Genomic DNA, 21,409 nt, shown 5'->3' with positions numbered 1-21,409 from the left:
TGCATTGGGCGAAAGGCCCGGGGTGGCCCACCATCACTGCATGCAGACCACGGTCGACACGGAGCACATCACGCGGGGGCCCGCCGGCACCGGAGCGGAACACCCGCGCTGGACGGGCACGGCGATGATGCTGGGCAGCGGGCTTTCCAACCAGGTCGGCGCGGCCGTCGGCGCGCTGGCCTTCCCGGTGATCGGGCCGGTCGGCGTGGTGGCCGTGCGTCAGTGGGTGGCCGCGGTCGTCCTGCTGGCCGTCGGCCGGCCCCGGCTGCGCTCGTTCAGCCGGGCGCAGTGGTGGCCGGTGCTGCTGCTCGCGCTCGTGTTCGCGACGATGAACCTGTCCCTCTACAGCGCCGTCGACCGGCTGGGGCTGGGCCTCGCGGTGACCCTGGAGTTCCTCGGGCCGCTGGCGGTGGCCCTGGCGTCCTCGCGCCGCCGGAGCGACCTCGCCTGCGCGGCCACCGCTGCGGCGGGCGTCCTCGTCCTGACCCGCCCGCAGCCGACCACGGACTACCCGGGCATCGCCCTCGGGCTGCTGGCCGCCGCCTGCTGGGCCTCCTACATCCTGCTCAACCGGCTGATCGGGCGCCGGCTGCCCGGGGCCGAGGGGCCGGCGGCGGCAGCCGGGCTGTCCGGGCTGCTGTTCGTCCCGGTGGGCGTCGTCGTCCTCCTCCAGCACCCGCCGACCGTGTCGGCGCTGGCCCGGGCGGCGGCCGCCGGGGTGCTCTGCTCGGCCGTGCCGTTCCTCGCCGACCTGTTCGCCCTGCGCCGCGTCCCCGCCCGGTTCTTCGGCATCTTCATGAGCGTCAACCCCGTCCTGGCGGCCGTCGTCGGCCTGGTCGTGCTCGGCCAGGCGCTCGGCTGGAGCAGCTGGTGCGCCATCGCCGCCATCGCGGCCGCGAACACCGCGAGTGCCCTCACCCCGGCCCGCAGGGCGGGCAGTTGAACAGGAGTCGCCCACGAACCCCGGGAGCTTGACAGTCGGACGGCTGTGCGAGGAGGTTGATCACCTCACGAGTTCGGGGGAACGAATGACCGCAAGGCAGAGCTGGGCCGGCGTCGTGGCGGTGGTCGCGGTGCTGGGGGTGGGACTGTCGGGGTGCTCCGGGGCCTCCGCCCCGGGGGACGGCGGCGGCGCCGCGATCGAGGTCGACGCCGCGACCTCACCGGCCGACCAGCCGGTGCACCTGCGCGTGACGGGTCTGGCGGCCGACGAGGAGGTCACCGTCACCTCCGCCGCGACCGACTACGCCGGGGAGCAGTGGAAGGGGAACGCCGTGTTCCGCGCGGACGGTCACGGCACCGTCGCCCTCGACTCGGCGGTACCGCTCTCGGGGACGTACCGGACGGCCGACGGGATGGGCCTGTTCTGGTCGATGGAACCGCCCACGGGCGATCCCGACCGGTCCTCGTTCGCGCCGGCCTTCCCGGAGGCCCAGCCCTCCTACGACGTGCGGATCGGCGTCACGGCGCACGGGCGCCAGGTCGCCGCACGGACGCTGTCGCGCCGGTTCGTCGGCGACGGGGTCAGCAGCAGGGAGCTGACCGTCGCCGCCGACCAGGTCAGCGGCGAACTGTTCCTGCCTCCGGCGGGAGGCCCGGAGCACCCGGCGGTCCTGTTGTTCGGCGGGTCCGAGGGGGGCAACGCCGAGAAGCACGCGGCGGCGCTGCTGGCCTCGCACGGCTACCCCGCCCTCGCGCTCGGCTACTTCGCCCTCCCGGGGCTGCCCGCGACCCTGCACGACATCCCGCTGGAGTACTTCGTCACGGCGGCACGCCTGCTGGCGGCCCAGCCGGGCGTCGACCCGGCCCACGTGGTGACCCTGGGGTACTCGCGCGGCAGCGAGGCGGCTCTGCTGCTCGGCGAGGACTACCCGGCCCTGATCCACGGGGTGATCGTCTACTCGCCCTCCGCGCAGGCCAACGGCAGCGTTCCCGACGGAGCCGCCGCGTGGACCCGGGACGGCCGCCCCGTCGCGCAGGAGACGATCCCGCTCGACCAGGTCGACGGGCCGGTCCTCGCCCTGGCGGGTGCCGACGACCGGCTGTGGAAGTCCCCGTCGTGGGCGCGGCAGATCGACCAGGAACTCGGCGCCGCGAAGAACAGCCATCCGCACCGGGCCATGGTCTACCCGGACGCCGGACACGGCGTCGGCACCTTCCCCTACCTCCCGGCCGGCACCCGGACCGTCAGCAGGGCCGGCGGTTCGGTCCTGGACCTGGGCGGTACCCGCGCGGGCAACGCGGCCGCGAAGGCGGACGGCTGGCCCGAGGTGCTGGCGCTCCTGGCGACGCTCACCGCCTGACCCCGTCGGCTCCGGTACCGGGACGGGCCCGGTACCGGAGCAAGCAGGTCAGACCGCCGCGGTCACGACGATCTCGACCAGGGCCTCGGGGGTGTAGAGCGCGGCCTGCACGGTGGCGCGGGCGGGGGTGGCGCCGGCGGGCACCCAGACGTCCCAGACCGAGTTCAGGCCGGGGAAGTCCTTGATGTCCGCGAGGTAGATCTCGGCGCGGAGGATCTTGGTCTTGTCGCTGCCGGCCAGCTCCAGGAGCCGGTCGATGCCGGCCAGGACCTGCGCCGCCTGCCCGGCGGCGTCCTGGGTGAGGTCGTCGGCGACGACCCCGGCCAGGTAGACCGTGCCGTTGTGCACGACCGCTCCGGACATCCGTGCGCCGCTCTCGAACCGCTGGACCATCGGTGTTCCCTCTGTGCCTGGTGGGGCGGGGCCCGGCCGTTCCGGCGCCGGCTCCGCGCTCCGGCGGTCGTGCCGGGGCGCGGCCATTCAACCGGGGCCCCGGATTCATGGTCAATTCGGTCCCGGCTGCCGGACAGGCCGCCGCCCGGCCGGCCGCCGCGGGCCGTCCACGCCAACGGGCACCGCCGCGGCCTCGGCGCCCCGCCGCGGCGGTCAGTGCGGCAGTTCGACGGACAGGTACGGGGCCAGTGCCCGGAGGAAGTCCGCCGCGTCGAACATCGCGCCGGCCGAGGCCACACCCGTCGTCCGCGTGCGCCCGTCCAGGACCCGCCGGACGGCCTCCACCACCAGGGGCGCGGTGACCGCGTAGATGTCCTGGCCACGGGCCGTGGCACGGCGCTCGACGCCGCCCGCCCGGACCAGGACGTCGACGACGAACGTCTGGTCCGACCGGCCCAGATCGTCGACCGGCACCGGCGCCGGCGTGTCCTCCCCCGCCAGGTCCCCCGCGGCCTCGGTGGTCATGTAGGTGCGGACCACGGGCACGGCCAGGTGGCTGGGCACGGTGACCACGTCGGCCATGGTGAACTCGGCGATCACCCGCCGCCGGCCGAGCGGCTCGGGGAAGTGCCAGTCCTGCTGCGCCGGGCCGTCGTCGTGGTACTGCAGCGCGCCGTCCGCGAACCGCACCCGGCGGCCGCCCCGCCGCTGGTGGGACACCTGCCCCGCCACCCTGGTCCCGGCCGTCGGGCGCCAGCTGTTCAGCCCGTACGCGACGTGCACCTCGTCGGCGGCGGTCCACTCCCCCAGGGCCGCAGTCACCAGCAGGTCACCCAGGCCGCCGAAGAACGCCATCGCCGGCACCACGGGCGTGTCCGCCTTCCGGGCCGCCTCCGCGTGGTCGGCGAACGTCGAGACGTTCGCCTCGATCTCCGCGGCGACGTCGAGGTAGGGGATCCCCGCGCGCAGGGCCGCCTCGACGACCGGGCCCGCCGTCACCGCGAACGGTCCGGCGCAGTTGACGACGGCCGCCGCACCCGCGAGGGCCCGGTCGAGCGCGTCCGCGTCGTCGGCGGTGGCCGGCCGGACCGCCACGTCCCCCCAGTCGGCGGCCAGCGCCTCCAGCCGGGCCGCGTCCCGCCCGGAGGCGACCACGGCGAAGCCGCGCCTGCGTAGTTCGGCGACGACGAAACGACCGGTGTGCCCTGTCGCCCCGTAGACCACAACTGCTGCTGTCGTACTCATGGTTCCCCGTTCACGTGGTGCTGATGGATCAAGTCTCGCCGGAGGCCGCCCCGGCCGTGAGTGTCCGGAACGACATGGCCCATACAATTTCGGACATGCCCACTGTCGCCCTGCTGACGGCCGGTCACCTGCTGCACTTCGAGCTCGCGGTGGCCTACGAGATCTTCGGCAATCCCCCGCGCGAGGCCACCGAGGGCTGGTACGACGTGCTGCTCTGCGGGCCCGGGCCGGTGCGGGTCGGCCCGTTCGCGGTCGAGCCCGACCACGGGCTGGACCGGCTGGTCGGCGCGGACACCGTGATCGTGCCCGCGTGCGCCGACATCGACGAGCCGCTGCCTGCGGAGCTGGTCGAAGCCGTCCGGGCGGCCCACGAGTCGGGGGCCCGGGTCGCCTCCCTCTGCACCGGGGCGTTCGTGCTCGGCGCCGCGGGCCTGCTGGACGGCCGGCGGGCCACCACGCACTGGGCGCACACCGCTGAGCTGAGCACCCGCCATCCGCTGGCCGTGGTCGACCCGGACGTGCTCTACACGGACAACGGCAGCGTGCTCACCTCCGCCGGCAAGGCCGCCGCGGTGGACCTCTGCCTCCACCTGGTCCACCTGGATCACGGCGCCGCCGTCGCCAACTCCGTCGCCCGCCGCCTCGTCATGCCGCCGCACCGGCCCGGCGGTCAGGCCCAGTTCGTGGCCACGCCGGTGCAGGCCACGGGCGACCACGCGCTCGCGCACCTGCTCGCCTGGGCCGGCGAACGGCTGGACCTGCCGCTGACGGTGACCGACCTGGCGCGCCGGGCGAACACCAGCCCGCGCCATCTCGGGCGCCAGTTCAGGTCGGTGACCGGGCAGACGCCGATGCAGTGGCTGCTGGCCCAACGCGTACGCCGGGCGCAGGAGTTGCTGGAGACCACCGACGAGAGCATCGAGGCCGTCGCGCTCGCCACCGGCATGGGCACCGCCACGACCCTCCGGCGCCGGTTCAAGGGCGTCGTCGGGGTCCCGCCCGGCGACTACCGGCGCTCGTTCCGCAGCGCGCGCCGGGCCTGACCGGTCAGCCCAGGCAGCGCACGGCGGTGGCGAAGACCGCCGGGAAGCGGGCCGCGACGGGCACGATCCGACCGGCCAGGGCCGGTTGCCCGCGCAGCCACAGGAGCGAGCCGGTGAGCAGCCGGTAGCGGCGGGTGGTCCGGCGCCAGGCCCGGTCGTACTGGTCCGGGCGGCCGGTTCGCAGGCAGTGGACGAGCTGCGCGGCGCCGGTCAGGGCGAGCGAGATGCCCTCGCCGGTGAGGGCGTCGACGTAGCCGGCGGCGTCCCCGACCAGCAGCACCCGCCCCGCCACCCGGGTGCGGACCCGCCGGCGCAGCGGGCCGGCGCCGCGGACGGCGGTGGTGGCCGAGGCGGCCGGCAGCCGGGCGGCGAGCGCGGGGAAGTCCTCCAGCTGGCGCTCGAAGGGCTCGCGGCGCGAGGTCAGCAGGGCGACGCCGACCAGGCCGGGGCCGAGCGGGGTGACGTAGGCCTCGCTGCCGGGCGACCAGTGCACCTCCACGTGGTCGGTCCACGGGGCGACGGCGTAGTGCCGGCGCAGCCCGTACCGGGCGGGGCGGGTGTCCGGGAGGTCCAGGCCGAGGCCGCGGCGGACGGGCGAGTGCAGGCCGTCGGCGGCGGCGAGGTAGCGGGCCCGGAGTCCGGCCGCCTGGACGTGGTCGGCGTACTGGCGCACCTCTGCCACCCGGACGGGCAGGACCGGGATCCCGAGCTCGGCGGCCCGCCGGGCCATCGCCCGGTGCAGGGTGGTGCGGCGGGCGCCCATGCCGGGGCCGCCGGCGAAGGGGGCCTCGGCCAGCCTGGTCCGGTCCAGGTAGCGGATGCCGCGCAGCGGGTGGCCGTCGACGGTGACGCCGAGTTCGGTGAGGGCGCGCAGGGCGGGCGGCATCAGTCCTTCGCCGCAGGCCTTGTCGATGGGTGCGGGGCGGGGCTCGGCGACCACGACCCGGAGCCCGGCCCGGTGGGCGTGCAGGGCGGTGGCCAGTCCGGCCGGTCCGCCGCCGGCGACCAGCAGGTCGATCACCGGGCGGCGGGGGCGGCGGCGGGCGCCGTGGCGGCTCCCGGCGCGGTGGCGAGGGCGGCGTTCTCGCAGCGCAGCCGGACGGCCAGCAGGGGCAGGTTCAGCAGGGTGAAGCCCAGGGCGGTCAGCCAGGCGGTGTGGACCAGCGGCAGGGCGAGGCCCTCGACGACCACGGCCAGGTAGTTGGGGTGGCGCAGCAGGCGGTACGGCCCGCGGTCGACGAGCGGCAGGCCGGTGACGACGATCACCCGGGTGTTCCAGCGCGGGCCGAGCGTGGCGATGCACCACCAGCGCAGGGCCTGGGCGGCCAGTGCCAGGGCGAGCATCGGGATGCCGAGCGCGGGCAGGAACGGGCGGTCGGCCAGCGCCGTCTCGGCGAGGCAGCCGGCCAGCAGCCCGGTGTGCAGCAGGACCATCGCCGGGTAGTGGCCGCCGCCGTACTCGGTGGCGCCGTGCCGCCGGCTCCAGCGGGCGTTGCGGCGGGCGACGGCGAGTTCCGCGAGCCGTTCGAGGGCGACCAGCAGCACGAGCAGGGTGTAGGGGGACACGGCGGGCACCTACCAGTTGACGAGGACGAGTTCGGAGCTGAAGCCCGGGCCCATCGCGAGCAGCAGCCCGGGCGTGCCGGCCAGCGGCGGGCGCAGGGCCAGCGTGTCGCGCAGGATGTGCAGGACGGAGGCGGAGGACAGGTTGCCGACCTCGGCGAGCGAACGCCAGGTCAGTTCGAGGGCGCGCGCCGGGAGGCCGAGTGATTCACGGACGGCTTCGAGCACCTTCGGGCCGCCCGGGTGGACGACCCAGGCGGTGACGTCGCCGGGCTTGAGGTCGTGGTCGGCGAGGAAGCCGCGGACTTCGTCGCCCAGGTGCGCGCGGACCACCTCGGGCAGGTCGTTGCCGAGCATGATGCGGAAGCCCTGGTCACGGATGTGCCAGCCGAGCAGGTCCTCGGTGCCGGGGTAGAGGTGGCTGCGGGCCGCCAGCACGGTGGGGCCGGCCGCGGCCCCGGCCGACGGGGCGTCCGGTCCGACGGCGACCAGGGCCGCGGCGCCGTCGCCGAAGAGGGCGCCGGCCACCAGGTTCGCCGGTGAGCTGTCGCCGCGCTGCACGGTGAGGGAGCAGAGTTCGGTGGAGAGCAGGACGGCGACGTGGCCGGGCCAGCCGCGCAGGTAGTCGTGCAGCCTGGCGAGGCCGCTCACGCCCGCCGCGCAGCCGAGTCCGAAGACGGGCAGCCGCTTCACGTCGGGGCGCAGGCCCACCCGTTGGGCCAGGCGGGCCTCGATGGACGGGGCCGCGATCCCGGTGACGGAGGTGGAGAGGACGAGGTCGACGTCCCGGGGGTGGAGGCCCGCCTCGTCGAGTGCGCCGCGCAGGGCGCGCTCCCCCAGGTCGAGGGCCGCCTCGATGAACAGGTCGTTGGCGGCGCCGAAGCCGTTCAGCCCGGCGTACCGCTCCAGCGGCAGGGCGAGGTGCCGGGCGCCGACCATGGCCGAGGCGTGCACCCGGTCGAGGAGCCGCCGGTCCGCGCCGCCCGCCAGTGAGACGCCCGCGAGTGCGTCGCGGATCTCGTGCTGCTCGTAGCGGTGGGGCGGCAGGACTCCGTGCACGGCCGCGATTCGCGTCATCGCCCCATCGTAGGGAGAATTCGGTCGAATACCTCATATCGCCGCATGACGGGCAGTCAGTGGCTAGGATCACCGCGTGCAGGAGAACGGAACGCGAAGTGCCGGGGCGTCAGTTCGGTTGCCGCGGGGCGGTGGATCCCCGGGCCGGGCGGCCGCCCTCGTCCGCGCGTGTCATCCGGAGCCGACCGTGGTGGTCACCGCCCTGGTGACCGCGCTGGCGGCGGCAGCCGGACGGTCGGCCGCGGGCTGCCTGCTGGTCGCGGGCGCCGTCCTCACCGGGCAGCTGTCGGTCGGCTGGTGCAACGACCGGGCCGATCTGGACCGGGACGTGGCCGCCGGCAGGCGGGACAAGCCGCTCGCCGTCGGATCGCTGGCACCCCGGACGGTCACGCTGGCCGCGGGCGCCGCCCTCGCCCTCTGCGTCCCGCTGTCCCTCGCGGCCGGGGCACGGGCCGGGGCGGCCCACCTGCTCGGCGTCGGCGCGGCCTGGGCCTACAACCTCGGCCTGAAACGTACGCCGCTGTCCTGGCTCCCGTACGCGCTGGGCTTCGCACTGCTGCCCGCCTTCGTGACCCTCGGGCTGCCCGGCCGGCCGTGGCCGCCGGGGTGGGCGGTGGGCGCCGCCGCGCTGCTGGGCGTCGGCGCGCACCTGACCAACGTCCTGCCGGACATCGAGTGCGACCTGGCGGCCAGCGTCCGCGGCCTGCCGCAGCGGCTGGGCCGCGGATGGTCGCGGGCACTCGCCGCCGCGCTGCTGCTCGGCGCGGCCGTGCTGCTCGCCCTCGGGCCCGCCGGCCCGCCGGGGCGCGCCGGGTGGGCCGCCCTCGCCGTCACCGGCCCGATGGCCGTGCTCACCGTGCTCCCGGTGGCGGGCCACGAGGGGAGCCGGGTCCCGTTCCTCGCCACCCTGGTGATGGCGGCCACCGCCGCCGCCATGCTGCTCACCCGGGGGGCGGGCCTGGCCTGAGCGGCGGAGCGCGCGAAGGGGCGCGGCCGGCGGGGCCCGCCGCCGGGGCCGAGGTCCGCGGGGCCCGGGGGCGGCGCTCGTATGCTCGGTGGTATGGATCAGAGCGAGGTACTCCAGCGGGTGATCGGCATCCTCACCCAGGCTGGTGAGTGGGTCCACGAACCCGACGGGTTGCCGGACGACGAGGCGGACACCGGGCCCGGCGTGATCCTGCACCTCCTCAACGACGTCATGCCCCGGGTGGCGATCCCCGCCGAGGCGTCCGCGGACGAGATCAGCACGATCCTCAGCGAGGCGCTCGGCGGGCGGATCCTCCAGCTCGCCACGGCGTTCTCGATCGCGTTCTGGGAGCTGGCCGAGGTCCACGACGCCGGGCGTACCGACGTGTCCAGCCACGACGTCCTCCAGGAACTGGCGCTGCGCTCCGAGACCGGGCTCGGCGACTGACGGCCCCTGACCGGCCCTGATCGCGCCGTCCGCGCCGCCCGGCCCGCCGTAGGCTGGAGTCGGGCAACCGAAGAGCGGGCGATGGCGATGGACAGGACACCGGAGCGGCCGGACGGCCCACTGATGATCTGCGCGGAGTGCGGCCGTACCGCCCGGCTCAACCCGACCGGCTTCTGCAGCTGGGCCTGCTACGAGGCCCGCCCGCGCGACCCCGAGGCCGGGGAGGCCGCGATGGCCTTCCTGCTCCACCTCGGGCCGGCCGCGTCACATCACCACCGCAACCCCTGAGCCGCACGGCCTGCGCCGCGGCGGCCCTCAGCCGCAGGCGCCGCCGGCTGCGCCGGGCAGGCAGTCCTCGGCCCACCGGCCGAGCTCGACCAGGGCGGGACGCAGCGCCGCGCCCGTGTCGGTGAGACCGTAGCTGACGCGCAGCGGCGGCCCGGGGTCGACCTCGCGGATGACCATGTCGGCCGCCGCCAGTTCGGTGAGGCGGTCGGAGAGGACGCGCTCGCTGATGCCGGGGACGGCCCGTCGCAGGTCGGCGAAGTGCACCGGGCCGCCCATCAGGGCGGCCAGGATCATGCCCGTCCAGCGCTTGCCCAGCAGGCCGAAGACGCGTTCGACCGCGCTGCCCGCCTCCGTGCACATGGCGCCGTGCTCCTCGGGCCGCAGGACTCCCCGTTCCGTCGTCATGCGCCCAGCTTACCCGCAGCTCCCTCGCTACTGCGGAAAAGTAAGTAGGTGTGATATCACTAGCAGCGCACGAAAACGCACCGCCTTGCCGCCCAGGCGGCCGGGCCCCCGACCCCCACCTTCACGAAAGGCGTGACCGCCATGGCGAACGACACCGCCGAGCCCGCAGGCATCCCCACCTCCGCCGCCGGCCTCGGCACGGGCCGGTGGACCCTGGACGCGGACGCCTCCGCCGTCGGCTTCCGGCACAAGTCGATGTGGGGCCTGATCACCATGACGGGCACCTTCGCCCGGATCAGCGGCGAGGGCACGCTCGACGCCGACGGGAGCGGGCGCGGCACCCTGGTCGTCGACGCCGGGTCGGTGGACACCACCAAGAAGAAGCTCGACACCCACCTGCTCTCGAAGGACTTCTTCGACGTCGACAAGCACCCGGAGTTCACCTTCGAGGCGGACGGCGTGGTCGCCGACGGCGCCGGGAACGCCGAGGTCACCGGGCGGCTCACGGTGCTCGGCAGGACCCGCCCGCTGGCCTTCACCGCCCGGGTCACCAGCACCGGCGCCGACGACGTGACGCTCACCGGCGAGGTGCACGTCGACCGCAACGACTTCGGCATGGCCTGGAAGAACCCGGGCGGCATGATGCGCGGACTCACCGTCGTCACGCTCCGGACCCGCTTCACCCGGGCCTGACCACGCCGAGCGCCGTGCCGGACCCGGCGCTCAGACCGTGCGGACGACGACGCCCGCCGCCGTGAGCGCCGCGCTCTCCGCCTCGGGGGCGGCCAGGTCGGTGACCACCGCGTGCAGTGCGGCGGCGGGCGCGACGACGGCGAGGGCCGTCCGGGACAGCTTCGCCGCCTCGGCGACCGCGATGACCCGGCGGGCCGAGGCGATGGCGGCGCGCTTGACCGCCGCATCGGCGAGGTCGTAGGCGGTCAGGCCGTCCGCGGCGGTCAGACCGCAGCAGCCGAGGACGGCCGTGTCGAACCGCAGGGCCGCCAGTGAGGCCTCGGTCAGCGGGCCGGTCAGGGCCAGCTCGCCGGGCCTCGGAGCACCGCCCGGCAGCAGCAGCGTCAGCTGCGGCGCGCCCACCAGTGCGTTGGCCGCGTGCAGGGACAGCGGCATGACGGTCAGCCGCCGCTCCCGCAGCGCGTGCGCCACCTCCAGGCAGGTGGTGCCGCTGTCGAGGACGACCGACTCGCCGTCCGCGATCATCCCGGCGACCGCCGCGGCGATCCGCCGCTTGGCCTCCACGTCGTCCTGGGCCCGCAGGGCGAACGGCGGCTCCTCGCCGCGCAGCAGCAGACTGCGCGCGCCGCCGCGATAGCGCTCCAGCACCCCCTGGTCGGCGAGCGTCTCCAGGTCGCGGCGGACGGTCATCTCGGAGGCGCCGGTGAGCGCGGCCAGCTCGGCGACACTCCTGCTCCCGCTCTCGCGTACCGCGTCAGTGATCTGCCTCAGCCGGTCTGTGCTCACCATCCGTGTATTCAACAACAGAACTGTTCGCAGAGCAACTTTACGAACAGCAATAATGTTCGTTATGTTCGAAGGCATGCAGAGATCCCTTCGTGCCGGACGGCTGGCCACCTTCGCGTACTTCGTCCTCAACGGCTTCCTCATGGGCATGTGGATCGTCCACCTCCCCGCCGTCGAACAGCGCACCGGCCTGAGCCATGCCGGGCTCGGCTGGCTCCTGCTGCTGCTCGGCGCCGGCGCGTTCGCCGGGATGCAGCTGGTGGGGCCGCTCACCGACCGCTACGGCGCCCGCCGGGTCGTGCCCGCGAGCGCGGCACTGTGCAGCGCGGCCCTCGTGCTGCCGGGCCTGGCCACCGACGGCTGGACGCTGGGCGCGGCACTGCTGGTGCTCGGCTTCGGCAACGGCTGCCTGGACGTCAGCATGAACACCCACGCCGTCCAGGTCGAACGCGGCTACGGACGGCCCGTCATGTCCGCCTTCCACGCGCTGTTCTCGGTCGGCGGCGTGATCGCCGCACTGGTCGGCGCCGTCACCCTGAACCTCGGCTGGAGCGCGGCCACCACCCTCGGAGCCACCGCCCTGCTCGGCGTGGCCGTCACCGCACTGGCCGCGCCCGCCCTGCTGCCGCCCGAGCGCACCCCGGCCGGCGAGGGCCCCGCCCCGGCGACCGCCGCCACCGGGCGCCGGACACCCCGCCGGATCTGGATCCTGGCCGCACTGGCCCTCGCCCTGATGCTCTCCGAGGGCGTGGCCAACGACTGGAGCGTGCTCCACCTCCGGGACGTGCTCGGCGCCACCCCCGCCACCGCCGCCCTGGCCTACGGCGCCTTCGCCACCGCCATGACGGCCGGGCGCCTGCTCACCGACCGGATCGCCGCCCGCATCGGCCCCGTCGCCGTCCTGCGCCGTGGCTCGGCCGTGGCCGCCGCCGGCCTGACCCTGGCCGCGCTCGCCCCCGCCGTACCCCTGGCCCTGGCCGGCTGGGCCCTCTTCGGCGCCGGCCTGTCCGGCTGCATCCCCCAACTGTTCAGCGCCGCCGGCCACACCGACCCCGACGCCACCGCGGTCAACGTCTCCCGGGTCGCCGGGCTCGGCTACCTCGGCATGCTCGCCGGACCGGCCGTGATCGGCCCGATGACCCACTTCATGCCGCTCAACCTCGCCCTCCTGCTCCCGGTCGCCCTCTGCATCACCGCCGCCGTCGCCGCCCCCGTCCTGACCACCCGGCCCACCGGGGCCGGGGCCCAGGTGGCCGCCCGGCAGGCCGAACCGCAGCACTGACCGGGCCGGCGCCGGTGCGGGGTCACGGCCGGCCGGCCCGGTCGCGCGGGACACCGGCGCCCGCGAGGCGAGCAGTGTTCAGGCGCAGCCCAGGGCGAGCGCCCGCTCGACGACCAGGGCCTCGACGCCGTAGAGGAACCGCTCCATGTCGGGCCGTGGCAGGAGCGCGCTGTCAGCGGTCATCGACAGCTCCAGGGAGCCCGGCGCCCGGAGGGCGTCCAGGGCGTAGGACACGCCGGCGCGCGGCTCGAACTCGACCGGCCAGCCGAGGGTCGTCCGTGCCCTGGCCCGCTCCAGCGATCCGCCGGCCGGGGCGGGGGCGTCCGCCTGCTGCGGCATCAGGTCGCGGGTGTCGTTGAAGAAGCAGGTGCGGTCGGCGACCGGGCCGCCGTCCCCTGCGATCCGCTCGATGTCCTGGTCGAGGAGGCGCTTGTCGTAGTAGGCGCTGCGGTAGGTGGCGATCGAGGTCGCGTGGGCGCGGCGCACGACCTCGTCGAACTCCCCCGCCGGGTCGGCGAGATGGAACAGTCCTTCGGAGGCCACCGTGCTCACGGCGTCCGCCAGTCCGGGCAGGAAGCGGTTGTTGACGACCACCTGGAGGACCGCGTCCGGCGCCCCGGTGATCCGCGCCGTCATCGCGGACACGGCGGCGAGCAGGACGGAGGAGGAGCTCACCCGCTGGGCGGCGGCGACGTACTCCACCGCCGTGGCCAGCGCCGGCGAGTTGAGGACGGCGTTCGGGAACAGCTGGGCCGGCTCCCCGGCGGGCGCCGGGAACAGGCGGCGCGGCCCGAGGCGCAGCTTTCTCTCCCAGTGCCGGCGGGCGTTGGCGTCGCGGCGCCGTCCGCGCTCCGAGGCCTGGAAGGCGGCCTCCTCGACCGGCTGGAGCGCCGGGTGCTCCCCGCCGGTGCGCGGCTGGTGACCCTGCACGATCGCGGTCAGGTCCGCCGTCAGGCGCCGCAGCCCCCAGGCGTCGACCGCCGTGTGGGAGAGCACGAGGGCGATGTGGCGCACCAGACCACCGGACTCGACGATCCCGACCCGCAGCGGCCAGTCGCGGGCGCAGTCGAAGGGCAGGCCGGCCAGTTCGGCGAGCTGCCGGGCGCCGGCCTGCGCGACCTCCTCGGCGGTCGCGCACCGCCGGCTGTCGACGGTCAGGCGGCCGGCGGGATCGACGATCTGGTGCAGGCGTCCGGCGTCGTCCGCCAGCAGCCGGGTGTGCAGGGAGTCGTGCAGGTGGAGCAGTTGCCGCAGGGCGTCCAGCAGCAAGGCCACCGGCACTCCCGGGTCCACCGGGGCGGCCAGCGAGACGTTGTACCTCGGCGCGTCGGCCGGCCCGAGCCCGCGCACGGCGTCCCAGACGGCCTGCTGCCCCCAGGTGGCGGGCGCCGTCGCGGAGCGGCCGGACGAGAACTCGGTCTCCGGTGGGCGGCTCGTGCTCACGCTGGACTCTCCGATTCGCAGTGCGGGGCGGGAGGTTGTCCGGCGGGCGGACCGTGCTCCCCCTGGGCGCGGTACGGTCAGAGTGTGGCGCACGGCCCGGCGTCCGTCGACCCTCGTGCACGGTCGGTCAGAGGGGCCCCAGGGCGGCGGCGACCGCGGCCTCCGCGTGGAGACGGGTGGTGGCGTAGACGGGGACGGGGCTGTGCTCGGGCCCGATCAGCAGCTCGATCTCGGTGCAGCCGAGGACGACGCCCTCGGCGCCCTCGGCCACGAGGCCCTCGATGACGGCCCGGTAGAGCGCCCGGGATTCGTCCCGGATGACGCCCTGGCAGAGCTCCTCGTAGATGATCCGGTGGACGGCGGCACGGCCCTCCGCGTCCGGGACGAGGACGTCCAGCCCGTGCGAGGCGAGCCGGCCCCGGTAGAAGTCCTGCTCCATGGTGAAGGCGGTGCCCAGCAGGCCCACCCGCCGCACGCCGTCCGCCCGGACGGCGGCGGCGGTGGTGTCGGCGAGGTGCAGCAGCGGGATGCCGACGGCCGCCTGGACCTGGTCGGCGACCTTGTGCATCGTGTTGGTGCAGATCAGCAGCAGCTCCGCGCCGGCGGCCTCCAGCGCCCCGGCCGCCTCGGCCAGCCGCTCGCCCGCCTCGGTCCAGCGCCCCTGGGTCTGCAGCTCCTCGATCTCCGCGAAGTCGACCGACCAGAGCACGCACTTCGCCGAGTGCAGGCCGCCGAGCCGCTCCCGGGTCAGCTCGTTGAGCAGGCGGTAGTACTCCGCGGTGGATTCCCAGCTCATGCCGCCGAGCAGGCCGATGGTTCGCATCGGGCCACCCTTGCACAGACTGCGGCCCTCCGGGGACTCACGGGTGACCGCTGCGGCGGCCGGTGACGATCGCCCGGCCGTCCGAGGTGCGGGTGCCGGTGAGGGTGACGGCGCCCTCGGTCACCCGGTCCACGGCGACGGCGCGGCCGGGGCAGTGGGCCGCCAGCCAGTCGGCCAGGCCGGCGGCGGTGAGCGGCTCCGCGAGCCGGTCGACGCTCCACCGGGCGTCGGCGCCGAGGGCGGCCCGGCCGGTGTGCTCCAGCCAGCGGGCGAGCCGCCGCCGGGAGGCGGTCGGCGCCTCCTCGTGCAGGGCCGGGTCCAGCAGCGGGCCCGCCCAGCCGGCGACCCGGGTGACCGGCCCCCGCGCCCACAGCTCGGAGCGGCCCGGCCGGCGGAGCATCAGTTCGGCCTCGTCACCGTCGATCCTCAGCACGCTCGCGCGGGTGCCGGGCGGCAGCGCGGCGGCGCCGGCCCAACGCCCGGGCACCGGTACGGGCTGCCCGCCCCAGGCGGCGGCCAGCTCGCCCAGCCACCCGGCGAGGTCGCGGACGCCGGGCAGCGGCCGCTCCTCCAGCACGGCGGCGGCGGCCAGCAGCACCGCCCGCTGCGGGAAGTCCGCGGCGACGCACTGGAGCTGCACCCGGGAGGTGGCGTTCACACCGCGCTGCTCGGCCTCCGCGAGCGGCTGGAGGTCCAGCAGGATCCCGTCCCGCCGGTGGTGGAGGGTGGCGCCGAGCGGGGTGGCCAGAGTGGCGGCGGGCCAGCGCGCGGGCGGCGGGGCCTGCGCCAGGACGGGCGTCAGCAGGCCGATCCAGGCGCCGAGTTCGTCCGGCGTCCGGATCCGGGCGAAGACGGGTACGGTGCCGGCCGGGGCACCGGCCGGCTCGACCTGGAGGATGCGGACGCCGGGCCCGTCCGGGCCCCGGTCGCCCTCGGCCAGTGGCGCGATCTCCACCCGCGGCTCGGCCAGGCGCGGGCCGCCGCCCGTCCGGACGTACAGCCCGTCGACGCCCTCGGCGGTCAGCAGCTCCGCGACCTCGCCCGCCGTCAGACCGGTGCCGACGGGCACCCCGTACGGCCGGTCGGGCCAGCGGAGGTCGCCCCGGACGGTGCAGCCGCCGGGCTGCGGGCCGAGCAGCCGCTCCCCGACCCCGGCGAGCCATTCGGCCATCGGCCCGTCACCGGCCCGCCACACCAGCGGATCACGCAGCATGTCCCCGTCCCCTCACGTCTCGGGCGGCCCGAGTGTACGGCTCCGGGGCGGCCGGGTGTCCGTCCGCAGCTGGCGCAGGGTGTAGCCGTGGCCCGTCGGGTCCAGCGGCTTGGTGGCCTGTTTGAACAGGTACTCGGCCCGCTCGTAGGAGAGCCGGCCGCGGCCGGTGTCCGGGCAGAGGTCGGCCTCGGCGCGGCGGCGGGCGGGACCGGGGCGCCGGTCGGCGAGGAACAGCGGGCCGCGGGTGCGTCCGGCGAGGAGTGCGGGGAGCAGCCGGGCCGTCCGGGAGCGCCAGAGCACCCAGCCGTCACCGGCGGGGGCCCGGCGGTCGTCGAGGTCCAGGTCCTCGACGTTCAGGGACAGCACCGTCCCCACCCCGGCCGAGGACTCGTGCAGGAGGTGCCAGAGGGTGCGTTCGCGCAACGGCAGGCCCGGATCGCCCAGGAGCGCGTCGAGCCGTTGCGGGGTGATCGCCGCCGTCCGGGCGCGGGTCTCGGCGCGCCGGTCGAGCCCGTCCGCGAGGTGCCCGGCGCCGGCCCGGGCGGCGAACGACCGGACGGCGGCGCGGTGGCGGTTCCACGTCCTGGCCGCCGCCCCGCCCCAGGCCGTCGTGAGGACCTGCGCCACCTGCTCGGCGGTCAGGTCGTCCAGCGGCATCCCCTCGCCCAGCGCGAGGCACAGCCGCCGCAGGGTCTGCCCGTAGGAGCGGACGGTGGCGGCGTCCAGGTCGTCGCGCTCCAGGAAATCCCGGACGGCCCGGCCGAGCGTGGCTCCGGGCGGGGCGGTGGCCGGGATCCCGTCCGCGCGGCGCCGCAGGAAGGCCTGCTCGGCGGCGTTCCCGGCGAGGGCCGCGGCCCGCTCGAACTCCAGCCGCGCCTGCGCCCCGCGCCCCAGCCGGAGCAGCAGGTCGCCCCGGACGCCCGGCAGGAGGTGGTAGTCCCGCAGGGCGGGGTCGCCGGTCAGCGCGTCGACCAGGTCGAGCCCCGCCTGCGGGCCGTCGGCCATCCCGACCGCCACCGCCCGGTTGAGCCGGACGACCGGTGTCGGCAGCAGTCGCTCCAGCGACTCGTAGAGGGCGGCGATCTGCGGCCAGTTGGTGTCCCCGGCCGTCCGGGCCTGGGCATGGCAGACGGCGATCGCCGCCTGCAGCACGTACGGGCCGGGCGGGCCGCCGAGCTCCCGCGCGCGCAGCATCGCGGTGAAGCCGCGCCGGATCAGCAGCTGGTCCCACCGCCCGCGGTTCTGCTCGTGCAGCTGGACGGGCTCGCCGGCCGGCCCGGTCCGGGCGGCCGACCGGGAGGCCTGCAGCTCCATCAGCGCGACCAGCCCGTGCACCTCCGCCTGGCCGGACGACAGCTCGGCGAGCAGCCGGCCGAGCCGCAGGGCCTCCAGGCAGAGGCCCGGCCGGATCAGGTCGTCGCCGGAGCTCGCCGAGTACCCCTCGTTGAAGATCAGGTAGACGACGCCGAGCACCGACGACAGGCGCTCGGCGAGCTCGGCGCCGTCCGGGAGCTCGAACGGCACCCGCTCCTCGGCGAGCGTGCGCTTCGCGGCCGCGATGCGGCGCGCGATGTTCGCTTCACTGTCGAGGAAGGCCCGGGCGATCTCCGCCGCCGTCAGGCCGCCGAGCAGGCGCAGGGTCAGCGCGACCCGCGCCTCGGTGGGCAGGACCGGATGGCAGGAGACGAACATCAGCCGCAGCACGTCGTCCCGTTCGGGGTCGTCCCCGTCCGGTGGCGGCTGCTCCAGCTCGCGGGCGAGCTGCCGGTGCCGCTGGTCCAGCCGCTGGGCGCGCCGCAGGTGGTCGACGGCCCGGCGTTTGGCGACGGCCGTCAGCCAGGCCCCGGGGTTGTCCGGGACGCCCGACTGCGGCCACTGCTCCAGGGCGGCGACCAGCGCGTCCTGGGCCAGCTCCTCGGCGAGGCCGACGTCGTGCACCAGCCGGGCCAGCCCGGCGATGATCCGGGCCGACTCCAGCTTCCAGACCGCGTCGACCGTCCGGTTCGTCTCCGTCGCAGGCACGCTGCCGGCGCCTCAGGGGCCGTAGACCTGCTGGATCACGCTCTCGCCGTCGCCGACGATCCGGCGGAACCGGCGGGCCAGCTCGACCGCCTCCTCCTTGGAGCGGACCTCGATCAGTGCGAAGCCCGCCACCGCCTCCTTGGACTCGGCGAACGGCCCGTCCGTCACGGTGATCTCCTCGCCGACGGACGTCAGCCGGATGCCGCCCGGCTCCAGTCCTCCGGTGGCCAGCAGGACGCCGGCGGCGGTCAGCTCCTCGATGAACTGCCCCATCTCGGCGTACAGCTTCTCGTCGGGCACGGTCTCGGAGGGCTTGGACATCATCAGGTAGCGCATGGGGTGTCTCCCGTCTCTTCGGTTGCTCGTGCTGACGCGTCGAACAGCCTAGACGACAGGTAATGAGCGCGTTCCCTGTCACATCGCCCGCTCGACGTGTCAGCGAGAACCGAAAGGCCGGGCGCCCCCGCCGGGCACCGGTACACCAGACGAAGGACTGATCGACATGCCCAAGTTCGCCACCCTGGACGAGTACCTCGCCGCCCTCCCCGCCGCCCAGCGCGAGCTGACCGACCTGCTGCTGCCGATCGTCGAGGCGGCGCTGCCGGGTACCGGCGCGCTGTGGCACGGGCACCCGGTGTGGAGCCTGGGCGGCGCCCCCGGCAAGAACCCGGTCTGCTACCTGAAGGCGTACTCCGGCTACGTGACCTTCGGGTTCTGGCGGGGCGCCGAGCTCACCGCGGACGCGGACCGCCTGCAGGCCGGCGCGCGGGGCATGGCCGCCGTGAAGCTCCGGACCCCGGCCGACATCGAGGCCGGCCTGTTCGCCGGCTGGCTGCGGCAGGCGCGTGAGCTGGAGGCGCCGGCCGCCACGTGAGCCGCCGGCGCGTCGGCACGCGGGGGCCCGGGTCGCGGCCGGACCGCCGCGGCCCACCCGTCCGGCGGCGCAACCCCTCGGGCCCGGACTCGTTGAGCACGGCATGAAGGTCACCCGAGCTCTCGCCCTCCCGGCGATCGCCGCCACAGCCCTGCTCCTCGGCGCCACCGCCGCCCACGCGGCACCCGCCGCCGCGCCGCTGCGGCCCGCCGACCAGATCGTGCCCTCCGGCGTGAACCTGCTGGACTCGCTGCACGCCCTCGTGATGAGCCCGCTGCGCACGGTCTCCGGCGAGGTGCAGGCGCCGCCCGCGCGCTGAGGCCGGGGCGGCCGGGGCGGCTCAGCCCGCCTTCGGCACCCAGCCGTTGTCCGCGCCGGTGCGGATGAGCGCCTGGGCGTACTCCCAGAGCGCGGTGGAGCTGTCCCCGATGACGGACTTCCGGTCGAGGACGACCTGGTCGGTCACGCCGGGGGTCTGCCAGGTCCCGCCGCGGTTGCCGAAGTTGAGCAGCAGTGGCTGGAGGCGGTCCATCGCCTTGGCGAACCGGGCCTCCGGGGTGAGCCGGGCCTCGAACTCGTCCCACAGGGCCCGGAACTCCTCGGCCTGGCCGGCCGGCAGCAGCGCGAACAGCTTGTCGGCGGCCGCCTTCTCGCGCTCCTCCTGGTCGAGCTGTCCCGCCTCGTCGTAGAGCGGCGTGTCACCGGCGTGGATCTCGATCAGGTCGTGCAGCAGGACGAGCGCCAGCACCTTCCGGACGTCCACGGGTTCGTCCGCGTACTCGGCGAGGACGAGCACCATCAGGGCGAGGTGCCAGGAGTGCTCGGCGTCGTTCTCGCGGCGGTCGGCGGCCAGCAGCGGGCTCTGGCGCAGCACGGTCTTGAGGCGGTCGACCTCGACGATGAACTCGATCTGGCGGCGCAGCCGGTCCGGGGTGGCCGCCGGCTGGCGGAAGGACTCGATCAGGGCGGGCTGGTGGTCCTCGGGCACGGCGAACTCCTGCACGGGTCTCGGGTGCGCGGAGGCTGCGCCGGAACGGTGCTCGCGGTGAACGCCCCGCCCCGGACCCCAGCCTCCGGCCGGGCGGGTCCGAGCCTACCCGGGGCGCCCTGCTCAGCGGCGGCGCCGGGCCAGCGCGGCGTTGGCCCGCAGCAGGGCCGGAATCGCCGCGTACGCCACGACCGGGACGACGATCACGGTGAGGATCAGGGTGCGCAGCACCAGCGGCAGGTGCGCGGTGGCCGGGCCGACGAGGGCGAGCACGAGGGTGATGGTGGGGTAGACGGCGAGCCAGGTGATCAGCGCGCGCCGGTGGACGGAGGGCGCGGCGGCCGGTGCGGGGCTCGTGGACATCTGGGTCTCCTTGCCTACGGGGCCGGAGAGGAGTGGTCTCCAACCGTACGGTTGGATTATGGCAGCACGGCCGCACGCTGTCCAACCGTTTGGTTGGAAATGCGGTACGGTCTGGGCATGGCCTGGGACACCGCACGCACGAAGCAGCTGCTGCTCGAAGCAGCCGTCGAGGAATTCGCCGAGCACGGGCCGCAGGGTGCCCGGGTCGCCCGGATCGCGACCCGGGCCGGCGTCAACAAGGAGCGGATCTACCAGTACTTCGGCAACAAGGACCAGCTGTTCGACGCCGTCCTGGAGGCCGAGCTGGCCAATCTCGCCGCCGCCGTCCCGCTCACGGCGGAGCAGGCCGCGGATCTCGGGGACTACGTCGGGCAGGTCGTCGACTACCACCGCGCGCACCCGCACTTCCTGCGGCTGCTCGCCTGGGAGGGCCTGCAGAGCGGCGGGCCGGAGCACGATCCGGTCGTCGACGAGAGCCGGCGCGCCCGCCACTACGCCGAGAAGGTAGCCGCGATCAGCCAGGCCCAGCAGGCCGGCGCCGTGACCGGCGAGGTCGACGCGGCGCTGCTGATGTACGCCGTGATCGCCTTGGCCACCGCCTGGTTCACCATGCCGCAGCTCGTCCGGATGCTCCTCTCCGGGACGCCGTCCGAGGACCAGGCCGCGCAGCGGGAGGCCCTGGTCGCGCTCGTCCGCCGGCTGACCGCCGCCTGACGCACGGCCGACCCACCCGACCCGCGCCGAAGGGCCTCCCCGCCCGGGGAGGCCCTGACGGGTCAGCAGTCGGGGATGGTGGCGCCGCCGTTGTCCTTCGCCACGTCGTTGCCCCAACGCGACAGGTAGAACGCCGACACCCACTGACCACCGGGCCCGACGTCCGGATCCGTCCTCAGCCACCAGTGGTTGAAGCTCCCGCCACTCGCGACCTGACGCCCCCAGGCCTTGCAGAACACGTAGTTCGTCCCCTGGTACAGCGTCCCCGTACTCGCCGTGCTCGTCGGCGAGCCGTACACCGCCGCCGTCGCGAAGGTGTCCACCCAGTAGCGGCCGGTGGCCGGGGGCTGTCCGCCGCCCGCGCAGTCGGGGATGGTGGTGCCGCCGTTGTCCTTCGCCACGTCGTTGCCCCAACGCGACAGGTAGAACGCCGACACCCACTGACCACCGGGCCCGACGTCCGGATCCGTCCTCAGC

25 protein-coding genes and 1 pseudogene are annotated in these 21,409 nt (G+C 75.4%); 11 read left to right on the top strand and 15 right to left on the bottom strand.

Going from position 1 to position 21,409, the window contains the following annotated elements; translation table 11 throughout:
• Window positions 1-124 precede the first annotated feature (124 nt).
• Both ACFUK0_RS19495 and ACFUK0_RS19490 read left to right on the top strand, forming a co-directional pair.
• Window positions 125-943 (top strand): DMT family transporter, encoded by an 819-nt coding sequence (locus ACFUK0_RS19495; RefSeq protein WP_380251807.1) that lies wholly within the window; start codon window positions 125-127, stop codon window positions 941-943.
• Window positions 944-1,028: 85 nt separating this feature from the next.
• The gene (locus tag ACFUK0_RS19490) at window positions 1,029-2,303 is read left to right on the top strand and encodes an acyl-CoA thioesterase/BAAT N-terminal domain-containing protein (RefSeq protein WP_380251766.1); all 1,275 of its coding nucleotides are present in this window, start codon (window positions 1,029-1,031) and stop codon (window positions 2,301-2,303) included.
• A 48-nt stretch (window positions 2,304-2,351) separates the two neighbouring features.
• Here the strand turns inward: ACFUK0_RS19490 and ACFUK0_RS19485 are convergent, their stop codons facing one another.
• A complete protein-coding gene (locus ACFUK0_RS19485) occupies window positions 2,352-2,696 on the bottom strand; it encodes a RidA family protein (RefSeq protein ID WP_380251764.1) in 345 nt (114 codons plus the stop codon).
• Window positions 2,697-2,909: 213 nt separating this feature from the next.
• Window positions 2,910-3,941 (bottom strand): saccharopine dehydrogenase NADP-binding domain-containing protein, encoded by a 1,032-nt coding sequence (locus tag ACFUK0_RS19480; protein WP_380251762.1) that lies wholly within the window; start codon window positions 3,939-3,941, stop codon window positions 2,910-2,912.
• A 95-nt stretch (window positions 3,942-4,036) separates the two neighbouring features.
• Between ACFUK0_RS19480 and ACFUK0_RS19475 the strand changes: the two genes are divergently transcribed.
• A complete protein-coding gene (locus ACFUK0_RS19475) occupies window positions 4,037-4,984 on the top strand; it encodes a helix-turn-helix domain-containing protein (protein ID WP_380251760.1) in 948 nt (315 codons plus the stop codon).
• A 4-nt stretch (window positions 4,985-4,988) separates the two neighbouring features.
• Here ACFUK0_RS19475 and ACFUK0_RS19470 read toward each other — a convergent pair whose 3' ends face one another.
• The 3 genes from ACFUK0_RS19470 to ACFUK0_RS19460 are packed head-to-tail and all read right to left on the bottom strand — an operon-like array spanning window position 4,989 to window position 7,624.
• Window positions 4,989-6,005 (bottom strand): NAD(P)/FAD-dependent oxidoreductase, encoded by a 1,017-nt coding sequence (locus ACFUK0_RS19470; protein WP_380251758.1) that lies wholly within the window; start codon window positions 6,003-6,005, stop codon window positions 4,989-4,991.
• Window positions 6,002-6,550, bottom strand: a complete 549-nt coding sequence (locus tag ACFUK0_RS19465; RefSeq protein ID WP_380251756.1) for an isoprenylcysteine carboxyl methyltransferase family protein — start codon at window positions 6,548-6,550, stop codon at window positions 6,002-6,004. The genes ACFUK0_RS19470 and ACFUK0_RS19465 overlap by 4 nt, the downstream gene beginning before the upstream one ends.
• 9 nt (window positions 6,551-6,559) lie before the next feature.
• Complete coding sequence (locus ACFUK0_RS19460) at window positions 6,560-7,624, bottom strand: type III polyketide synthase (protein WP_380251754.1); 1,065 nt, start codon at window positions 7,622-7,624, stop codon at window positions 6,560-6,562.
• A 187-nt stretch (window positions 7,625-7,811) separates the two neighbouring features.
• Between ACFUK0_RS19460 and ACFUK0_RS19455 the strand changes: the two genes are divergently transcribed.
• The 3 genes from ACFUK0_RS19455 to ACFUK0_RS19445 all read left to right on the top strand — a co-directional run bounded on the left by ACFUK0_RS19455 (window position 7,812) and on the right by ACFUK0_RS19445 (window position 9,326).
• The gene (locus tag ACFUK0_RS19455; protein WP_380251752.1) at window positions 7,812-8,591 is read left to right on the top strand and encodes a UbiA family prenyltransferase; all 780 of its coding nucleotides are present in this window, start codon (window positions 7,812-7,814) and stop codon (window positions 8,589-8,591) included.
• A 93-nt stretch (window positions 8,592-8,684) separates the two neighbouring features.
• Window positions 8,685-9,038 carry a hypothetical protein gene (locus ACFUK0_RS19450; protein ID WP_380251750.1) on the top strand — a complete coding sequence of 118 codons (354 nt, stop codon included), beginning with the start codon at window positions 8,685-8,687 and terminating at the stop codon, window positions 9,036-9,038.
• Between the two features lie 81 nt (window positions 9,039-9,119).
• Window positions 9,120-9,326, top strand: a complete 207-nt coding sequence (locus ACFUK0_RS19445; protein WP_380251748.1) for a hypothetical protein — start codon at window positions 9,120-9,122, stop codon at window positions 9,324-9,326.
• A gap of 27 nt (window positions 9,327-9,353) precedes the next feature.
• Here the strand turns inward: ACFUK0_RS19445 and ACFUK0_RS19440 are convergent, their stop codons facing one another.
• Entirely contained in the window at window positions 9,354-9,686 is a 333-nt protein-coding gene (locus ACFUK0_RS19440; protein ID WP_380251805.1) for a winged helix-turn-helix transcriptional regulator, read from the bottom strand.
• A gap of 186 nt (window positions 9,687-9,872) precedes the next feature.
• On the opposite strand from ACFUK0_RS19440, the gene ACFUK0_RS19435 reads away from it, so the two are divergent.
• Window positions 9,873-10,424, top strand: a complete 552-nt coding sequence (locus ACFUK0_RS19435) for a YceI family protein (protein WP_380251746.1) — start codon at window positions 9,873-9,875, stop codon at window positions 10,422-10,424.
• Window positions 10,425-10,454: 30 nt separating this feature from the next.
• On the opposite strand, the gene ACFUK0_RS19430 is transcribed toward ACFUK0_RS19435, so the two are convergent.
• Window positions 10,455-11,213, bottom strand: a complete 759-nt coding sequence (locus ACFUK0_RS19430; protein ID WP_380251744.1) for a DeoR/GlpR family DNA-binding transcription regulator — start codon at window positions 11,211-11,213, stop codon at window positions 10,455-10,457.
• A gap of 73 nt (window positions 11,214-11,286) precedes the next feature.
• Here ACFUK0_RS19430 and ACFUK0_RS19425 point away from each other — a divergent pair, with 73 nt between their 5' ends.
• Window positions 11,287-12,492, top strand: a complete 1,206-nt coding sequence (locus tag ACFUK0_RS19425) for an MFS transporter (protein WP_380251742.1) — start codon at window positions 11,287-11,289, stop codon at window positions 12,490-12,492.
• A gap of 78 nt (window positions 12,493-12,570) precedes the next feature.
• On the opposite strand, the gene ACFUK0_RS19420 is transcribed toward ACFUK0_RS19425, so the two are convergent.
• From ACFUK0_RS19420 to ACFUK0_RS19400, 5 genes are all read right to left on the bottom strand, one after another.
• The gene (locus ACFUK0_RS19420) at window positions 12,571-13,935 is read right to left on the bottom strand and encodes a condensation domain-containing protein (protein WP_380251740.1); all 1,365 of its coding nucleotides are present in this window, start codon (window positions 13,933-13,935) and stop codon (window positions 12,571-12,573) included.
• A gap of 127 nt (window positions 13,936-14,062) precedes the next feature.
• Window positions 14,063-14,758, bottom strand: a complete 696-nt coding sequence (locus ACFUK0_RS19415) for an aspartate/glutamate racemase family protein (RefSeq protein ID WP_380251738.1) — start codon at window positions 14,756-14,758, stop codon at window positions 14,063-14,065.
• A 37-nt stretch (window positions 14,759-14,795) separates the two neighbouring features.
• Entirely contained in the window at window positions 14,796-15,971 is a 1,176-nt protein-coding gene (locus tag ACFUK0_RS19410; protein WP_380251736.1) for a hypothetical protein, read from the bottom strand.
• A 12-nt stretch (window positions 15,972-15,983) separates the two neighbouring features.
• Window positions 15,984-17,993 (bottom strand): sigma-70 family RNA polymerase sigma factor, encoded by a 2,010-nt coding sequence (locus ACFUK0_RS19405; protein WP_380251734.1) that lies wholly within the window; start codon window positions 17,991-17,993, stop codon window positions 15,984-15,986.
• A 12-nt stretch (window positions 17,994-18,005) separates the two neighbouring features.
• Window positions 18,006-18,329 carry a YciI family protein gene (locus ACFUK0_RS19400; RefSeq protein WP_380251732.1) on the bottom strand — a complete coding sequence of 108 codons (324 nt, stop codon included), beginning with the start codon at window positions 18,327-18,329 and terminating at the stop codon, window positions 18,006-18,008.
• A gap of 166 nt (window positions 18,330-18,495) precedes the next feature.
• Between ACFUK0_RS19400 and ACFUK0_RS19395 the strand changes: the two genes are divergently transcribed.
• Together ACFUK0_RS19395 and ACFUK0_RS19390 are read left to right on the top strand one after the other, a co-directional pair.
• On the top strand, window positions 18,496-18,867 hold the full coding sequence (locus ACFUK0_RS19395; RefSeq protein ID WP_380251730.1) for a DUF1801 domain-containing protein: 372 nt from the start codon (window positions 18,496-18,498) through the stop codon (window positions 18,865-18,867).
• A 103-nt stretch (window positions 18,868-18,970) separates the two neighbouring features.
• Window positions 18,971-19,186: a hypothetical protein gene (locus ACFUK0_RS19390; RefSeq protein WP_380251729.1), complete on the top strand. Its 216-nt coding sequence runs from the start codon at window positions 18,971-18,973 to the stop codon at window positions 19,184-19,186.
• A 21-nt stretch (window positions 19,187-19,207) separates the two neighbouring features.
• Here ACFUK0_RS19390 and ACFUK0_RS19385 read toward each other — a convergent pair whose 3' ends face one another.
• Entirely contained in the window at window positions 19,208-19,855 is a 648-nt protein-coding gene (locus tag ACFUK0_RS19385) for an HD family hydrolase (RefSeq protein WP_380251727.1), read from the bottom strand.
• A 123-nt stretch (window positions 19,856-19,978) separates the two neighbouring features.
• The gene (locus tag ACFUK0_RS19380) at window positions 19,979-20,218 is read right to left on the bottom strand and encodes a hypothetical protein (RefSeq protein ID WP_380251725.1); all 240 of its coding nucleotides are present in this window, start codon (window positions 20,216-20,218) and stop codon (window positions 19,979-19,981) included.
• Between the two features lie 117 nt (window positions 20,219-20,335).
• Between ACFUK0_RS19380 and ACFUK0_RS19375 the strand changes: the two genes are divergently transcribed.
• Complete coding sequence (locus ACFUK0_RS19375; protein WP_380251723.1) at window positions 20,336-20,932, top strand: TetR family transcriptional regulator; 597 nt, start codon at window positions 20,336-20,338, stop codon at window positions 20,930-20,932.
• A 62-nt stretch (window positions 20,933-20,994) separates the two neighbouring features.
• Here the strand turns inward: ACFUK0_RS19375 and ACFUK0_RS19370 are convergent.
• A pseudogene (locus tag ACFUK0_RS19370) lies at window positions 20,995-21,409 on the bottom strand (hypothetical protein); the annotation flags it as partial.

The sequence above is a fragment of the Kitasatospora sp. NPDC057223 genome (assembly GCF_042669755.1).
In the GTDB taxonomy this organism is placed as follows: Bacteria; Actinomycetota; Actinomycetes; order Streptomycetales; family Streptomycetaceae; genus Kitasatospora.
The sequence above is the reverse complement of the archived record's forward strand: the minus strand, read 5'-3'. Positions and strand labels throughout refer to the sequence as shown.

Excerpts from the sequence above, each read along its gene's own strand:
- ACFUK0_RS19495 (WP_380251807.1), top strand. The coding sequence starts at position 125 with ATGATGCTGGGCAGCGGGCTTTCCAACCAGGTCGGCGCGGCCGTCGGC.
- ACFUK0_RS19490 (WP_380251766.1), top strand. The coding sequence starts at position 1,029 with ATGACCGCAAGGCAGAGCTGGGCCGGCGTCGTGGCGGTGGTCGCGGTG.
- ACFUK0_RS19485 (WP_380251764.1), bottom strand. The coding sequence starts at position 2,696 with ATGGTCCAGCGGTTCGAGAGCGGCGCACGGATGTCCGGAGCGGTCGTG.
- ACFUK0_RS19480 (WP_380251762.1), bottom strand. The coding sequence starts at position 3,941 with ATGAGTACGACAGCAGCAGTTGTGGTCTACGGGGCGACAGGGCACACC.
- ACFUK0_RS19475 (WP_380251760.1), top strand. The coding sequence starts at position 4,037 with ATGCCCACTGTCGCCCTGCTGACGGCCGGTCACCTGCTGCACTTCGAG.
- ACFUK0_RS19460 (WP_380251754.1), bottom strand. The coding sequence starts at position 7,624 with ATGACGCGAATCGCGGCCGTGCACGGAGTCCTGCCGCCCCACCGCTAC.
- ACFUK0_RS19450 (WP_380251750.1), top strand. The coding sequence starts at position 8,685 with ATGGATCAGAGCGAGGTACTCCAGCGGGTGATCGGCATCCTCACCCAG.
- ACFUK0_RS19445 (WP_380251748.1), top strand. The coding sequence starts at position 9,120 with ATGGCGATGGACAGGACACCGGAGCGGCCGGACGGCCCACTGATGATC.
- ACFUK0_RS19440 (WP_380251805.1), bottom strand. The coding sequence starts at position 9,686 with ATGTGCACGGAGGCGGGCAGCGCGGTCGAACGCGTCTTCGGCCTGCTG.
- ACFUK0_RS19435 (WP_380251746.1), top strand. The coding sequence starts at position 9,873 with ATGGCGAACGACACCGCCGAGCCCGCAGGCATCCCCACCTCCGCCGCC.
- ACFUK0_RS19430 (WP_380251744.1), bottom strand. The coding sequence starts at position 11,213 with ATGGTGAGCACAGACCGGCTGAGGCAGATCACTGACGCGGTACGCGAG.
- ACFUK0_RS19425 (WP_380251742.1), top strand. The coding sequence starts at position 11,287 with ATGCAGAGATCCCTTCGTGCCGGACGGCTGGCCACCTTCGCGTACTTC.
- ACFUK0_RS19415 (WP_380251738.1), bottom strand. The coding sequence starts at position 14,758 with ATGCGAACCATCGGCCTGCTCGGCGGCATGAGCTGGGAATCCACCGCG.
- ACFUK0_RS19410 (WP_380251736.1), bottom strand. The coding sequence starts at position 15,971 with ATGCTGCGTGATCCGCTGGTGTGGCGGGCCGGTGACGGGCCGATGGCC.
- ACFUK0_RS19400 (WP_380251732.1), bottom strand. The coding sequence starts at position 18,329 with ATGCGCTACCTGATGATGTCCAAGCCCTCCGAGACCGTGCCCGACGAG.
- ACFUK0_RS19395 (WP_380251730.1), top strand. The coding sequence starts at position 18,496 with ATGCCCAAGTTCGCCACCCTGGACGAGTACCTCGCCGCCCTCCCCGCC.
- ACFUK0_RS19390 (WP_380251729.1), top strand. The coding sequence starts at position 18,971 with ATGAAGGTCACCCGAGCTCTCGCCCTCCCGGCGATCGCCGCCACAGCC.
- ACFUK0_RS19380 (WP_380251725.1), bottom strand. The coding sequence starts at position 20,218 with ATGTCCACGAGCCCCGCACCGGCCGCCGCGCCCTCCGTCCACCGGCGC.
- ACFUK0_RS19375 (WP_380251723.1), top strand. The coding sequence starts at position 20,336 with ATGGCCTGGGACACCGCACGCACGAAGCAGCTGCTGCTCGAAGCAGCC.